The sequence below is a fragment of the Sinorhizobium sp. GQ132 genome (assembly GCF_059758575.1).
Genome location: NZ_JCAXDX010000002.1, coordinates 562214 through 575400 on the forward strand (window position 1 = coordinate 562214; position 13187 = coordinate 575400).

General features: G+C 60.9%; 14 protein-coding genes. 8 read left to right on the forward strand and 6 right to left on the reverse strand.

The features are described from left to right. Window positions 1-35: 35 nt before the first annotated feature. Window positions 36-878 (reverse strand): glycosyltransferase family 2 protein, encoded by an 843-nt coding sequence (locus tag AC6CIG_RS06785; protein WP_437412812.1) that lies wholly within the window; start codon window positions 876-878, stop codon window positions 36-38. Between the two features lie 229 nt (window positions 879-1107). On the opposite strand from AC6CIG_RS06785, the gene AC6CIG_RS06790 reads away from it, so the two are divergent. From AC6CIG_RS06790 to AC6CIG_RS06800, 3 genes are all read left to right on the forward strand, one after another. After that, window positions 1108-1920, forward strand: a complete 813-nt coding sequence (locus AC6CIG_RS06790) for a lysozyme family protein (RefSeq protein WP_437409506.1) — start codon at window positions 1108-1110, stop codon at window positions 1918-1920. Window positions 1921-2040: 120 nt separating this feature from the next. After that, a complete protein-coding gene (locus tag AC6CIG_RS06795; RefSeq protein ID WP_018095304.1) occupies window positions 2041-2292 on the forward strand; it encodes a hypothetical protein in 252 nt (83 codons plus the stop codon). Beyond that, window positions 2285-2623 carry a DUF1515 family protein gene (locus tag AC6CIG_RS06800; RefSeq protein WP_127711004.1) on the forward strand — a complete coding sequence of 113 codons (339 nt, stop codon included), beginning with the start codon at window positions 2285-2287 and terminating at the stop codon, window positions 2621-2623. Before AC6CIG_RS06795 ends, AC6CIG_RS06800 begins: the two co-directional genes overlap by 8 nt. A 144-nt stretch (window positions 2624-2767) precedes the next feature. On the opposite strand, the gene AC6CIG_RS06805 is transcribed toward AC6CIG_RS06800, so the two are convergent. Both AC6CIG_RS06805 and AC6CIG_RS06810 read right to left on the reverse strand, forming a co-directional pair. Next, a complete protein-coding gene (locus AC6CIG_RS06805; protein ID WP_026168635.1) occupies window positions 2768-3052 on the reverse strand; it encodes a hypothetical protein in 285 nt (94 codons plus the stop codon). 36 nt (window positions 3053-3088) lie between these two features. Continuing rightward, complete coding sequence (locus AC6CIG_RS06810) at window positions 3089-3508, reverse strand: hypothetical protein (protein ID WP_164866987.1); 420 nt, start codon at window positions 3506-3508, stop codon at window positions 3089-3091. A 283-nt stretch (window positions 3509-3791) separates the two neighbouring features. On the opposite strand from AC6CIG_RS06810, the gene AC6CIG_RS06815 reads away from it, so the two are divergent. The 4 genes from AC6CIG_RS06815 to AC6CIG_RS06830 all read left to right on the forward strand — a co-directional run bounded on the left by AC6CIG_RS06815 (window position 3792) and on the right by AC6CIG_RS06830 (window position 9466). After that, a complete protein-coding gene (locus AC6CIG_RS06815; RefSeq protein ID WP_018095300.1) occupies window positions 3792-5567 on the forward strand; it encodes an SLC13 family permease in 1776 nt (591 codons plus the stop codon). A 148-nt stretch (window positions 5568-5715) separates the two neighbouring features. Beyond that, window positions 5716-6276, forward strand: a complete 561-nt coding sequence (locus AC6CIG_RS06820) for a DUF924 family protein (RefSeq protein WP_026168634.1) — start codon at window positions 5716-5718, stop codon at window positions 6274-6276. Window positions 6277-6317: 41 nt separating this feature from the next. After that, a complete protein-coding gene (locus tag AC6CIG_RS06825; RefSeq protein WP_437409505.1) occupies window positions 6318-6779 on the forward strand; it encodes a GFA family protein in 462 nt (153 codons plus the stop codon). Between the two features lie 131 nt (window positions 6780-6910). Then, on the forward strand, window positions 6911-9466 hold the full coding sequence (locus AC6CIG_RS06830; protein ID WP_437409509.1) for a mechanosensitive ion channel domain-containing protein: 2556 nt from the start codon (window positions 6911-6913) through the stop codon (window positions 9464-9466). A gap of 131 nt (window positions 9467-9597) precedes the next feature. Here AC6CIG_RS06830 and AC6CIG_RS06835 read toward each other — a convergent pair whose 3' ends face one another. After that, the gene (locus AC6CIG_RS06835) at window positions 9598-10239 is read right to left on the reverse strand and encodes a TerC family protein (protein ID WP_018095298.1); all 642 of its coding nucleotides are present in this window, start codon (window positions 10237-10239) and stop codon (window positions 9598-9600) included. Window positions 10240-10638: 399 nt separating this feature from the next. Between AC6CIG_RS06835 and AC6CIG_RS06840 the strand changes: the two genes are divergently transcribed. Continuing rightward, window positions 10639-10902: a hypothetical protein gene (locus tag AC6CIG_RS06840; protein ID WP_437409504.1), complete on the forward strand. Its 264-nt coding sequence runs from the start codon at window positions 10639-10641 to the stop codon at window positions 10900-10902. A 99-nt stretch (window positions 10903-11001) separates the two neighbouring features. On the opposite strand, the gene AC6CIG_RS06845 is transcribed toward AC6CIG_RS06840, so the two are convergent. After that, the gene (locus AC6CIG_RS06845; RefSeq protein WP_275597746.1) at window positions 11002-11661 is read right to left on the reverse strand and encodes a dihydrofolate reductase family protein; all 660 of its coding nucleotides are present in this window, start codon (window positions 11659-11661) and stop codon (window positions 11002-11004) included. Window positions 11662-11776: 115 nt separating this feature from the next. Next, window positions 11777-13186: an adenylate/guanylate cyclase domain-containing protein gene (locus AC6CIG_RS06850; protein WP_102761330.1), complete on the reverse strand. Its 1410-nt coding sequence runs from the start codon at window positions 13184-13186 to the stop codon at window positions 11777-11779. Between the last annotated feature and the right edge of the window lies 1 nt (window position 13187).

Consider the following 13187-nt stretch of genomic DNA (forward strand, 5'->3'; position numbering starts at 1 on the left):
CGCTGTGGCAACGAAACAATTGCCATCAAATGACATTAGAAAATCCAAAAAATCTTATACCGAGTCTTTCGTCGCGCGTCGTTCCAACACATCCGAAAGAATTTCATCCGGGTCGACCAGCTGACATCTGGAAGCTTTTTTACCAGATTGTAGCAGCCTTTAGTATATTTCAGTCTCTGAGTTAGGCGATCTCGAAAACTTTTGGCCCCATAACGCGCCTCAGAGCCAGATCCCTCTGTGAAGTCGAATGTTGGTCCGTCGACGTACACTACGAGGTCGCGGACGACAAGTTCTGAAACGACGTATGATGCGAAACACCAAGGATTTCCAAGTTCGAACCAGCGTTCCATGAGCATTTCTTTTGCGCTGCCTCTGTACAGACCGTAGATCCACTCAGCCGGGAACGTTAGATTTCTTGGAACCTTGCCTGATGCGTATTTACTTGTGAATTCGAAGACAGAGTCGTCCGGGGCTTTGATTCTGGACCCGCTTCGCCCTACCAGCTTCGTCGAGCATGCGGCAAGAAGCTTTCCGGGATTTTCGTCAAGTGCTTCAACCAAGCGCGCGAGAAAATCCGGCGACGAATGGTCATCGCATGCACGCAGGCAAAAATATTCGCCACGTTCGGCGCCGAGCCGGACTGCTCTCGCGAAGTTATCGATCGCGCTTACATGTTCTGCGCATTTGACGACGGAGAAGCGTTCATCCGACCGGCAAAATTGCTCGGCTATGTCGACCGTCTTATCCGTCGATTTATTGTCGAGAATGATTGCTTCGAAGCCATCGAACGTCTGTTCGGCAATGCACCGTAGACTGCTGGTGAGTGTCTTTTCGCCATTGTAGACGGGGAAAACGACGACAACCTTCGGCTTGGGCACTGATTTTATCTCTACCGTTGAATCAGTCTTGCACATATCCAATGGCGCAACGATCCGCAACGGGCGTCCATGGCGAGAGCGCCAGGCGCTTCTTCGGCGGCAGCAAGCTCGCAACGGACGAAGGCCTGTTGAGGAGATCGAGCAAGCCGCTGCGGGTATCCCGAATCTCAACAGGCCTTAGTCCGCCTTTTTTCGCCGACGAACTGCAATTTCAGCAGAAAGGAACCCCATGACCAAAACCGTGCCTCCGGGCGCGGCGATGCTGCTCGACTTTATCCGGGAGGCGGAAGTCGGCAGCAAAGGCCGCGCGTCTTACGACGTGATCTACGGACATAACCAGGGAAAGCTCACAAAGCCGCTTACGCACATGGCGATCGCCGAGGTGATCCGTGCGCAGAAGGGGTGGGCGAGGGCGCATGGATCGAGTGCGGCGGGGGGCTATCAGTTCATGCGGGCCACGCTTTCCGGGCTTTTGAAGGAAGTACCGGGATTGGGCGGAGATCAGCGCTTCGATCCTGCGCTTCAGGACCGGCTCGCCCTTCACCTTCTGAACCGCCGCGGTTTCGCCGGCTTTATCTCCGGCAAGATCGGCCCCGTTGAATTCGCGAGGCGCCTGGCGATGGAATGGGCGTCTCTGCCGGTTCTCGCCGATAGCCAGGGTGACCGGCAGCGGATAAGGCGCGGGCAGTCCTATTATGCCGGCGACGGGCTCAACCGAGCGCTGGTGCGGCCGGAAAAGCTGGAAGCCGTGCTTCGCGCAGTGCTGGCAGCCGGTCCACGAGAGGTCGAGGCGGACCGCGCGGGCGAGGCGGCGGCGCTTGTGGTTCCGGCACGCCCGGGCAAGCCGGTTTCCCGGTCCGGCCGCTTCTGGACCTGGTTGCTGACGGCCGGCGGCACGATCGTCACGGCGCTGAAGGAGCTGAACCTCGTCGCGCTGGATTGGCGGGTGCAGCTTGCGATCCTCGTCATAATCGTCAGCTTTGCCGTTTACGCGATCTGGTCGATGCCGGCGGTCCGCGACGCTTTGAGGCTCACACGATGACGTTTCCGTGGAGCAACCTGGTCGTCGCTGCCTTGATCCTGGCCGGAATTTCCTGGGCCATACTCGAAATCCGTTCGAATGCCGCGCAGGCGGTCCGCAATTCAATCGAAAGGCAGAACAATGAAGCAGCAAAGAGCGCTGACGCGAAGCGCTTTGACTATGACGTCTGTTCTTCTTCTGGCGGGCTGTGGAACTTCGGGACCGGTCGATGTGAGCGGCCTTCGCAGCATCGTGGGAACTGAACTTGCCGGCGCCCGCGGCGCGACGCAGATCGACCAGCGCAAGATCGACCGCACGGTGGTCGGCCTCTGCGCGGCGTCCGTCTGGACCAGGGCGGAGTGTGCGAGACACGGGGAGGGCGGAGATGATTGAGGCCGGCGTTCACCAGCAGCTCGGCACCTTGGTCGCCGAGGTGAAGAACCTGCGGGAGGACCTGCGCCGATCGGAGGACAGGTCGGATGCCGGCCGCGTATCCATGACGCGCCGGATGGACGAGTTGGTCGAGCGCATGCGGACCCTCGAGGGCTCGATGATGCTCGTCAAGGACGATATTGCCGCAATGAAACCGGTGACCGAGGACGTGCGCAAATGGAAGCTGATGGGGATGGGCGCTCTCGGCGTTATCGGGATTGGCGGGGCGGCGCTCGGCGTGACCTTTGCCGATGTGGCAAAACGCGTGCTGTTGCTCACGAAGGCAGGGTAGAGAAATTTTCGCAGTAATTACGTTGCAGCGGCGCTGAAGGCGCCGATGCAATAGGTTCCTTTTTTACCGCAATCCGTTGGCCCGACCGGCGTCACTTCCCTGGAAGATGCTCCAGGGTGCTCCGGCGCAGGAACGTAGCCCAATTCAGTCGTCGTCGAAGAGTGGAAGGTCGCGATAGCGGCGGCTTACCAACCGCAACGATCGGTCCGGCTCTATGACATAGCTTTCGTAGACCCGGCGGCCGAATCGATCGATGAACTGATGCGGCACAATGCTGCCGACCGGTGCCTTGGTAAGCCTGGTGCGCGGCTGGCCACCATAGGTGATGCTGCCGGGAATCGGCTCCAAATAGGGCGAATAGCCCATCGAGGTCGCCTCGCAGCCGGTCAGAAGTGTGAGCATGCACAGGATAGGAAGAACATATTTCATGACGATCCTCGCCACTTGCATGATTCTCGCCGGCATTCAGTCGCTGAAGATGTCGTAATCTATGCGGCGGCTGGTCAGTCGCAACGAGCGGTCCGGATTAATGACATAGGTCTCGTAGACCCGGTGACCATAGGTGTCGAAGAACTGGTGCGGCACCATGCTGCCGATCGGCGCCTTCGTCAGCTTCGTTCGCGGTTGACCGCCATAGGTAATGCTGCCGGGAATGGGTTCTAGTCTGGGGCCGTAGCCAACCGTTTGCGTCGATGTACAGGCGCTGAGCGCGACGGCGGCGCAGAGGGTGAAGAGAGCTGTGCTCAGGGCACCGCGCCTCCGAATGGACGTGTGGGGATGTCCTGCAGCGGCTTGCATTGTCGCGCGGTTCTCCGGCTTCGTTTCGGATTCGGGGAAGATGCGGTAGGCTGCGGCGGATTGCATCGCGTGACGGTTCATGTACATGCTTCGCCTCACATGAGTTGCACCACCTTATTCCTTATTCGACAACGTGCAAAGAAAGCAGGAAGTTCGGCGTGTCGCGGCAACCACCCGCGTTTCGTGGGGATTTCGCGATATTTCGATTGCATAGGCAGAAATCTTTGAACGATGTAATGGCCGAAGCCCGCCGATGCTCGCGCAATGCCGCCCGAACCTTCGGGTGGTATCGCGCGTTTGATCCGGTGTCGGTAAATGGGCTTGCAAACAGAACCCCGGTTCCCGACGATTCGCTGCTCAGGTACTGCCCATGACCGCCGAACAGACCCTTTCGTTTCTCGTGCTCGGCGCCATGATGATCTTCTTCATTTGGGGTCGCTTTCGCTACGACATCATCGCCTGCTCGGCGTTGATGCTTTCGGTAGCCGTCGGCATCGTTCCTTTCGATAACGCATTTGACGGCTTCAGCGACGACATCGTCATCATCGTGGGCAGCGCACTGATCGTCAGCGCGGGCGTGGCGCGTTCGGGTGTGGTCGATGCGGCCATCCAGCGATTTCTTCCGGACCTGCAATCGGTAAGGGCACAGCTCGCTCTTCTCGTCGTCACGGTCACGGTCCTTTCCGCCTTCATCAAGAACATCGGCGCGCTTGCGATCATGATTCCGGTAGCGTTCCAGTTCGCGCGTCGCTCGAATGTGCAACCGTCCGTCTTCCTGATGCCCATGGCTTTCGGCTCGCTGATCGGTGGCCTGATGACGCAGGTCGGCACCTCGCCCAACGTGGTCGTCTCCCGGGTGCGTGCGGATCTGACGGGCGAGAGTTTCACCATGTTCGACTTCACGCCTGTCGGCGCTTCGCTGGCACTGGTCGGCGCGGTGTTCCTGCTGTTCGGCTATCGCCTGGTGCCGGAGCGGAAAAGTCAGCAGGTCGGCATGCATCAGGCGATCGAGATCACCGACTACACGTCCGAGGCGATGGTCCCCGCCGGATCGCCGGTGATCGGCAAGCCGCTCAGTAATCTTGTCAAGATCGGCGATGGCGGAGCCGTGGTGATCGCCGTCTTCCGTCGCGGCACGCATCTGGCCCCGCTGCCCGATGTCGTCGTCGAACTGGACGATATCCTTCTGCTCGAAGGCGGTCCCGCTGCGCTCGACCGCATCGTCTCCCAGGCAAAGCTCAAGATCTCCGGCGATCGTGCGCCGATGCCGAACGACAAGGAGAAAGCCGAGACCGAAGCCATCGAGGCGGTGATCGCCACCGGCTCACCGCTCATCGGCATGTCGGCTCAGCGCCTGGCGCTCTTCAACAATCACAACATCAATCTGCTGGCCGTCAGCCGCCAAGGCGAACGACTGAAACAGAGGCTTGGCAGCATCAGGCTGCGGGCCGGCGACATCGTCGTGCTGCAGGGTACCCGCAGGGACTTGCCGTCTTTCCTGCAGGACTTCGGCTGCCTGCCGCTCGCACAACGGGAAATTCTGCTCGGCACCATTCGCCGTGCCACCGTCCCGCTGCTTGTTCTGGCGACCGCGATGGGGGCGACAGCGGTTGGGGTCGTGCCTGTGCAAATCGCCTTTTTTGCCGCGGCGCTTGCCATGGTGGTGTTTCGCGTCATCCCTCTGCGTGACGTTTACCGCGCCGTGGACGGACCTATTCTGGTCATGCTTGCCGCGCTGATTCCCGTCAGCGACACGTTACGCACGACGGGCGGCTCGGACCTGATCGCGGGCTGGCTGAGCGGGATGGCGGTGAATCTACCGCCTGCGGGGGCGCTTGCCATCATGGTCGTTGCGGCCATGGCGGTGACACCCTTCCTGAACAATGCCGCCACGGTCCTCGTCATGGCGCCGATTGCCGCCAGTTTTGCAACGGCGCTCGAATACAGGCCAGACGCGTTCCTGATGGCGGTAGCGATCGGTGCCGGCTCTGACTTCCTCACGCCGATCGGCCACCAATGTAACACGCTGGTAATGGGACCCGGCGGTTACCGGTTCAGCGACTACCCACGACTGGGGCTGCCGCTTTCCATCGTCATCGTGATCGTCGCGGTGCCGATGCTGATGTGGATCTGGCCGCTGCGTTAGAATGCCGGGGACAAATGGAACCGCGCGAATACGGATCGCCTGCTAAATCGCAGGCATTCGGTGGGAAACGGCCTGATCGCCGCCTATCTTGCGGCGGAAGCGCATCTTTTGTGGAATTGCTCTGGCAGCAGGGAGGCATGTGAGCGTCATGACTGGCGATATCGAGATCTGCACGCCGGAAGAGGTGCTGAAATTCTGGTTCACGGAACTTTCCTATGACCACTGGTTCACGCCGGATCCCGGACTCGATGAGCAGTGCGCGCGGCGATTTCAGGCGTCGCACCTGGCCCTGTCCAGAAACCTCGACAATGTCTGGCGCGAGACCCCGCAGAACTGGCTGGCGGCGGTCATTCTTTTCGATCAGATGCCGCGCAACATGTATCGCGGGTCGCCCTTGGCCTTTGCCACCGATTGTCTGGCATTGCGCGAGGCGAAGCTCGCCATCGGGGCGAGCGCCGACATGGCAGTGCCGACGGAATGGCGCGCGTTTTTCTATATGCCCTTCGAACACTCCGAAAACCTGACCGACCAGACCATGTCGGTCAAGCTGTTCACGGAACTCGGAGACGCCGGCTACCTCGACTATGCGATTCGGCATCGGGACGTGATCGAGCGGTTCGGCCGCTTCCCGCATCGCAATGCCATTTTGGCCCGCACTTCGTCACCGGCCGAGGAAGAGTACCTCGCGCAGCCCGGCGCCGGGTTCTAGGCATGAACCACGGCGAAAAACGCTGAGATCAGGAGGAAACCATGAGTGCCGGAGAACTGCCCTGGCAAGGGGGATGCCGTTGCGGAGAGGTCCGCATCAAGGTGAGCGCGCAACCGCTTCTCACGATGGCATGCCATTGTACCGGCTGCCAGCGAATGACCGGGAGCGCGTTCTCGCTGAGCGTCGCCATTCCGAGCGAAGGCTTCGAGGTCACACGCGGCGAGCCCGTCATCGGCGGCCTTCATGGCGCAACGCGCCACTATTTCTGTCCTCATTGCATGAGCTGGATGTTCACGCGCCCGGAAGGCATGGACTGGTTCGTCAATCTCCGCGCGACCATGCTCGACGATCCCAGCTGGTGCAGGCCCTTTATCGAAACCTGGACCAGTGAAAAGTTGCCGTGGGTGAGCACATCCGCCGTTCATAGCTATGCGGCGTTGCCGCCGCTGGAGGATTACGAACAGTTGCTGGCGGACTACGCCGGGCATTCCGAAGGGGATTGAACCGCGAGACTGTTCGGATCGGCCTAGATCTCAAGGGGTTTGCATCTTTTCGCCGTTATGCATGTGCAGACCGGTCTTGGCGAAGCCTGGAGCGGTTCTGCGCGGCGCAGGGATTATCGAAGGGTAGAATGTTGCATCTCCTGGATAAACTAAGGGCGCTTTCGATTGCCCTGTCTTTCGGTGCGCTGACGCTGGCTGCCGGTGGATTCGCAGTTGCGCAGGAGCCCGCGCCGAGCGTTGAGCAAACCCGGCCGGCCGCACCGGTCGCACCCGCCCAGCCTGCCCAATCCGGCCAGCCTGCGCCGCAGGCCGAACCGGCACAGCGGGCGGAGCAAACGGGGGCCGGTCAGGCGCCGGATGCCGCATCGCCGGTACTGCAGCAGGCGGAGGATCAGCTTGCCCAGGCCGACCGGGAGCTGAAGCGTCTCATCGAGCGTACCAATGCCGTCGGGGACGACGACGCCATGCTCGCCGAACTCAGGGTGCAGGTCGACGAGCTTTCAAAGCAGATCATCGCGGCCTCCGTCCCCACTCGTCCGAGGCTCGACGAAATCAAGGCGAGGCTCACGGAACTCGGCGATCCTCCCGGTGAGGGACAGCCGCCCGAAGACGCGGTCATCACCGATGAGCGAAAACGGCTCCTGGCGGAGCGCGGGGCGGTCAATGCTCTGACGGGCAAGGCGGAGAACTTATCGATCGAAGCGAGGAAACTTGCCAACCGGATCACCGCGACGCGCCGGGCGATCTTCTCCAACACTCTGCTGAGACATACGGATGTCTCGGCGGCGGTGCTGAGCGAGGCAATCACTGCAACGATGCACGAAGCGATGGCACTGTCGCGCAGCATCGGCGGTTGGCTGACATTCGCCTGGAACTACAAGCGCGTGCCGCTGCTGAGCGCGATCTTCCTTTCGCTCTGCGCCGCGCTGCTCTTCCTGGTCGGCGGTTACAGGCTTTTTTCGCCGGTCCTCATGCGCAACGAGGAAGACGACGAGCCCACCTATTTCCGGCAGCTTTCGCTTGCGTTCTGGTCGACGCTCATCCCCACTCTGGCGCTCGCAGCCTTCGCTATGTCGAGCTACTTCTTCCTCAGTAGCTTCAACGTCTTGCGGCCGGATATCGCTCCCATCGTTGCGATCACGCTCGCCATGGGCGTCGTGCTGTTCTTCATAGCCAGGCTGGCAGGCGCGGTGCTATCGCCGCACCGGTCGAGCTGGCGGCTCGTGCGTGTTTCGGATCGCGGTGCCAAAATGCTGATGGTGCCGATCTTCGCGATGGCGCTCGTCAACGGGCTCGACTATCTGCTCGGCAGCATCAGCGAGTCGCTTGGTTCCCCGGTGGTGTTGACGATTGCCAAAAGCTTCGTGGCATCGATCATCATCGGTCTCATTCTGATGTCGATGGCGTGGATCCGGCCTGTGCTGAGGGCCGATGAGCCTTACGATGCACCGGGACATGCCTGGCCGCGGGTGATCTCGCTCTCCTTCCTCCTGCTGGGGGCGGCGCTTATCGCGACTGCATTGTCGGGCTATGTCGGCCTGGCGCGTTTCATCGCCACCCAGATCACGGTGACGAGCGCGATCCTGGTGACGGTCTATATCGGCCTCCTTACGGGGAAGTCTGTCTCCAAGCAGGGCGCCTTTGCCGAAACGGTAGCCGGGCGCTACCTGGAGCGCCGATTCCATCTGGAGCCGGTCGCGCTCGACCAATTCGGCCTTTTTGCCGGTCTCGGCATCTATGTGCTCGTTCTCTCCTTTTTCATCCCGCTGATATTGATGCAGTGGGGCTTCAAGACTGCGGATATCGAGTCCTGGGCCTATCAGGTGCTGACCGAAATCAGGATCGGTACGATCACGATTTCGCTGGTGGGCATTCTCGCGGGAGTACTGCTCTTTGCCCTCGGCTATCTCGTCACGCGTTGGGTGCAGCGCTGGATCGACGGCAACGTCATGGCGCGCAGTCGTGTCGACGCCGGCGTGCGCAACTCCATACGAACCGGCATCGGCTATACGGGCGTGGGCATTGCCGGCCTTATCGGCTTGTCTGCCGCCGGCATCGATCTTTCGAGCCTCGCCCTCGTTGCCGGCGCTCTCTCCCTCGGCGTCGGTTTCGGCCTGCAGAACATCGTCTCCAACTTCGTTTCGGGGCTGATCCTGCTGGTGGAGCGTCCCTTCAAGGTGGGCGACTGGATCGTCAGCGGTACGACCGAAGGCTTTGTGCGGCGCATCTCCGTCCGCGCGACCGAGATCGAGACCTTCCAGCATCAGTCGATCATGATGCCGAATTCCCTGCTCATCAACGCGTCGGTCGGAAACTGGACGCACCGCAACAAGCTCGGCCGGTCGGAAATCGCCGTGACGGTGACCTATGCCAGCGATCCGCGCCGGGTTATCGAACTGCTCTACGAAATCGCCGCAGCCCATCCGATGATCCTCAAGAATCCGGCTCCCAATGTCGGCTTCACGGCCTTCCAAGACGAGCGAATGACGTTTGAATTGCGGATCTATGTCGCTGACGTGCTGACGGCCGGCGGCGTTCGCAACGACCTTCGCGTCTCGATCTACGAGCGCTTTCGTGACGAGGGAATCGGCGCGCCGTTCCCGATGAAGGTCGAAGATGTAACGCCTGAGGAAGAAGCCGGAAGCGCCGGCGCCGAACCGTCTGTTATCGAAAAAGAGAAGGCCTAAGCTGGCTGAAAACAACGCCTGACGCGCCGGTGCTGTTGGCGAAGGCCGGAAAAGCGAAGAAGGAGCGGAAATGCCGCTCCTTCTTCTCTATTTGGCCGGGCCCCGGCCGCGGGTTGAAATTAAGTTACGCGCTAAAGCCCAGCCAGCGCCTGAGCCACCGGCACAACGTGTGGCCACACCTCCATTGTGCCGCGATAGATCATGTCGAGTGCGACGTAGAAGATGATCGCCAGGCCGATGTAAGCGATCCAGTGATAGCGGCTGAGCAGGCGGGCAATAAAGCTGGCGGCGATGCCCATCATCGCGATCGAGAGCGCCAGACCGAAGACGAGCACGGTCGGATGCTCTCGGGCGGCGCCGGCGACGGCGAGGACGTTGTCGAGCGACATCGACACGTCCGCTATCACGATCTGTGTTGCCGCTTGTTTGAAAGTCTTCTTTGGGGCCGAGGCGTCCGCATTTTCGAGCCCGTCAACGCCTTCGTGACCGCCAGTGCGAATCTCGCGCCACATCTTCCAGCAGACCCAAAGCAACAGAAGCCCGCCGGCGAGCAGGAGCCCGATGATCGCAAGCAGTTGCACCGTGAAGATGGCGAGCACGATGCGAAGCACGGTGGCGGCGAGAATGCCGACGAGGATAGCCTTCTTGCGCTGCTCCAGCGGCAAGCCGGCTGCTGCAAGGCCGATAACGACAGCGTTGTCGCCGGCAAGCACCAGGTCGATCACAATGACCTGCAGCAGTGCCGTCAGGCCGGCGGAAGTGAAAATCTCCATGTGTGGTAACCCTTCTTGTCCCCGAAACGCCTGCGGCGTCGCAAACGCATAGACCGCCAACAATCGACGGATCAAGTGGGCCGGCTAAACTAATCGGCACTTTCGAAAGACATACGATCGCCGGGCAGCTTTCGGTGTCTCCGACGCGGCTCGAGCCGCCGCATCGTTTTTCCTGCACGCCGTACGCTTCGAGAAATTCTGCGCTGCCGCGCCGCGCTTCTTATCAGACGCGCAAAGGCCTGCAGCACTTCGATCTGCTGCATGTTTTTGCCCTTTGATCGGTTACGATCAAGCAAATATGCGGTAGGCTGGCCGCGGCTAGAGGGGTGGCCTGCGTCTTCTTCTCGCGACGGGAAGGCGGCCGGCCGAAACGGGGGCGGCGCTCGTGCGCCGAATGTGATGAAGACGTATGCTGTTGTTCTGATGCCTGCAATGCTGTGGGCTGGCGTGGCCTATGCCGCAACTGTTACAAACACGGACGGCGAGGCCGCTGTTCTGGTGATCGTCGAAGGGGAGAGCCGGATCGAAGTGGCAATCGACGCAGGTGCGACGGAAGTGATCTGCCCCGGCGGCTGCTTCGTCACTGCGCCGAGCGGCGACCGCGTGGGGCTCCAGGGCGACGAGACGATCGAAATCGTCAACGGCTCCGTCGTTGTGAAGTGACGCCCCTCCGGGAGCCGGAGGTTGGAGTCTTTCCACGACAATTGCGGGGCCGTAGCCCCGCATCAGTGACGAGCGACGGCACTATACACAGGCAGGAGATCAGCTCAGCTTTCTTCGCCGCTCCAGCTCCGCTTCGGTCGGCTGGTCGAACTCGAACGAACCTGGCACGACAGGACCGCTGCGGACGTATTGGTTGACGGTGACGCCCGTCCCCGAGACTTTTGAACCGACGAGTTTCAACGCCATCGGCATGGCGCCGTGACCGAAGAGCCGCTTGCCCTTTCGGAGCACGACCGGAAAGTACGAGATGTACATCTCGTCTATCAAATCATTGCTGAACAGGGTCTGCAGGAAATCGGTCGAACCCTGGGTCAACAGATCGGGGCCTTCCTCGCTCTTGAGTTTCTTGAGCGTGGCTACCGGGTCGGAGCCGAGAGTACGGCTATTTTGCCAGTCGAGCCTCAGATCGGGGTTGCGCGTAGCGACATATTTGGTGATCCGGTCAAAGAGCGGACCGATCGGATCGTCAGGGCCGGCATAGGGCCAGTGTGCGGCGAAGATGTCGTAGGTCTTCCGACCAAGCAGAAGATCGAACGGCCTGGAAAACATCTCGTCCACCGCTTGTCCCATGGTTTCGTCGAAATAGGGAGCGGCCCAGCCGCCATGGTCGAAGCCGCCGACCGGGTCTTCGTGCGGTCCGCCCGGCGCCTGCATGATTCCGTCAAGGCTTACGAATGCGCCAACGATGATCTTTCTCATTCCGGCTCTCCTCGTTCGTGGTGTTACCGAAGCTAGGACGCTGGACGAAGGCCGATACCGACAGAAACGCCACAAGCTGCAAGAATTTCTTTGAGAACTTTAGCGCAGGAGCGGCTCACGGGATCGCGAAAATGCTGATCTCGTTGGCGATCCCCCTTAGCGCCACGTTATGCGCCACCGGGCTTAAGCCCCGATCAGAGAGCACGCTGGATGCTCGAGGATCCTCGAGGACGGAGCCGGTCGCGAAGATCTCGCGCGAGGTGGCGAGATGCTGGACGCGCGAGGCGATGTTGACGGTCTGGCCGAAATAGTCCTGCCGGTCGTTGAGATTGACCGCGATGCATGGCCCCTCATGGATGCCGATCTTGAGGAGCAGGTCCTCGCTGCCGCGCTCTTCGTTGAGTTTGCGCATTGCCTCGCGCATCCGCATTGCCGCGGTGATGGCCCGGTCGGGCGCTGGAAAAGTTGCCATAACCGCATCACCGATCGTCTTGACGACGGCGCCGGTCTCGGCCGCGACGATTTCGTTCAAGACGTTGAAATGCGTTTTCACCAGGTCGAAGGCCGCGAGGTCGCCAACGCGCTCGTAGAGTTCCGTCGAGCCGCGCAGGTCGGTGAAGAGGAAAGTAAGGCTGGTGATTTTCAGCCGTTGGTCCACATCGAGCGTGTCGGTGCGGTAGATGTCGCGGAATGTCTGGTTGGAGAGCAGCCGCTTGGCGGTGAGAAACGGCCGACGGCGGCCGAGCAGGGCATGCAGCGCTTCGCCTGCCACGCAGATCGAGGGCAGGGTACGAACTTCGGCGTGGTTCTCCACCGAAACGCGCAAGGGGCCGGGCGGCAAGCTCAGCGTCTCGTGATGGCGGTGCGAGCGATCGAAGACGAGCCCGAGATTCCTCCTTTCCCTTGTCGGTTCGCCGCTCACATCCAGGAATTGCGCCGCATGCGTCACCGGCTCGAAGACGATGACGAACTCCGCGGGAAGCTGCAGCGAGATCACGGCTTTCTCGCCAGGCGGCAGTTCCAGCGCCTCCAGCAGGAATTCATCGACCTTTGCTTCGTAATCCTCTTCCGGCAGGTCGATGCCGGAACCCCAGTAGATCTGGCGGAAATATTCGGCCGGCGGCAATTCATGCGGCGTATGTGCCCCTATGTGGCGCACGCGCGGACTGATCGTGAAGGTGACTTCGACCATCTCGTCGAGCGTCGGTTCGTAACCGGCGGCACACAGCGCGCAGGTATATTCCGTACTCTGCACCGTCTTCAGGGACGTGTTGGCATCGAGTACACCGCCGCAACCGGGACAGAGCACGTTCCAGGAAAGCTCGAAAATTCCCAGGCGCGAGGCATGCAGAAAGCCTGCGATCGTCTCTTCCTCGTCGAGTCCCTCGCGCGCGGCGAATGCGAGCGCATTGACGCGGCAAAGCTTGTGATCGGGCGCATCGAGGACGAGCCGCTCGAATGCATCGGCGACCTCCGTCCTTGCCGAATGGCGCAGCACATCGAAAAGGGTTTGGGCCTCGCTCATG

What these genes read in the sequence shown, in the direction of transcription:
- AC6CIG_RS06825 (WP_437409505.1), top strand. Translation starts at nt 6,318, where the DNA reads ATGAGTGCCGGAGAACTGCCCTGGCAAGGGGGATGCCGTTGCGGAGAG.
- AC6CIG_RS06805 (WP_026168635.1), bottom strand. Translation starts at nt 3,052, where the DNA reads ATGAAATATGTTCTTCCTATCCTGTGCATGCTCACACTTCTGACCGGC.
- AC6CIG_RS06840 (WP_437409504.1), top strand. Translation starts at nt 10,639, where the DNA reads ATGAAGACGTATGCTGTTGTTCTGATGCCTGCAATGCTGTGGGCTGGC.
- AC6CIG_RS06835 (WP_018095298.1), bottom strand. Translation starts at nt 10,239, where the DNA reads ATGGAGATTTTCACTTCCGCCGGCCTGACGGCACTGCTGCAGGTCATT.
- AC6CIG_RS06820 (WP_026168634.1), top strand. Translation starts at nt 5,716, where the DNA reads ATGACTGGCGATATCGAGATCTGCACGCCGGAAGAGGTGCTGAAATTC.
- AC6CIG_RS06850 (WP_102761330.1), bottom strand. Translation starts at nt 13,186, where the DNA reads ATGAGCGAGGCCCAAACCCTTTTCGATGTGCTGCGCCATTCGGCAAGG.
- AC6CIG_RS06810 (WP_164866987.1), bottom strand. Translation starts at nt 3,508, where the DNA reads ATGTACATGAACCGTCACGCGATGCAATCCGCCGCAGCCTACCGCATC.
- AC6CIG_RS06815 (WP_018095300.1), top strand. Translation starts at nt 3,792, where the DNA reads ATGACCGCCGAACAGACCCTTTCGTTTCTCGTGCTCGGCGCCATGATG.
- AC6CIG_RS06800 (WP_127711004.1), top strand. Translation starts at nt 2,285, where the DNA reads ATGATTGAGGCCGGCGTTCACCAGCAGCTCGGCACCTTGGTCGCCGAG.
- AC6CIG_RS06845 (WP_275597746.1), bottom strand. Translation starts at nt 11,661, where the DNA reads ATGAGAAAGATCATCGTTGGCGCATTCGTAAGCCTTGACGGAATCATG.
- AC6CIG_RS06795 (WP_018095304.1), top strand. Translation starts at nt 2,041, where the DNA reads ATGAAGCAGCAAAGAGCGCTGACGCGAAGCGCTTTGACTATGACGTCT.
- AC6CIG_RS06790 (WP_437409506.1), top strand. Translation starts at nt 1,108, where the DNA reads ATGACCAAAACCGTGCCTCCGGGCGCGGCGATGCTGCTCGACTTTATC.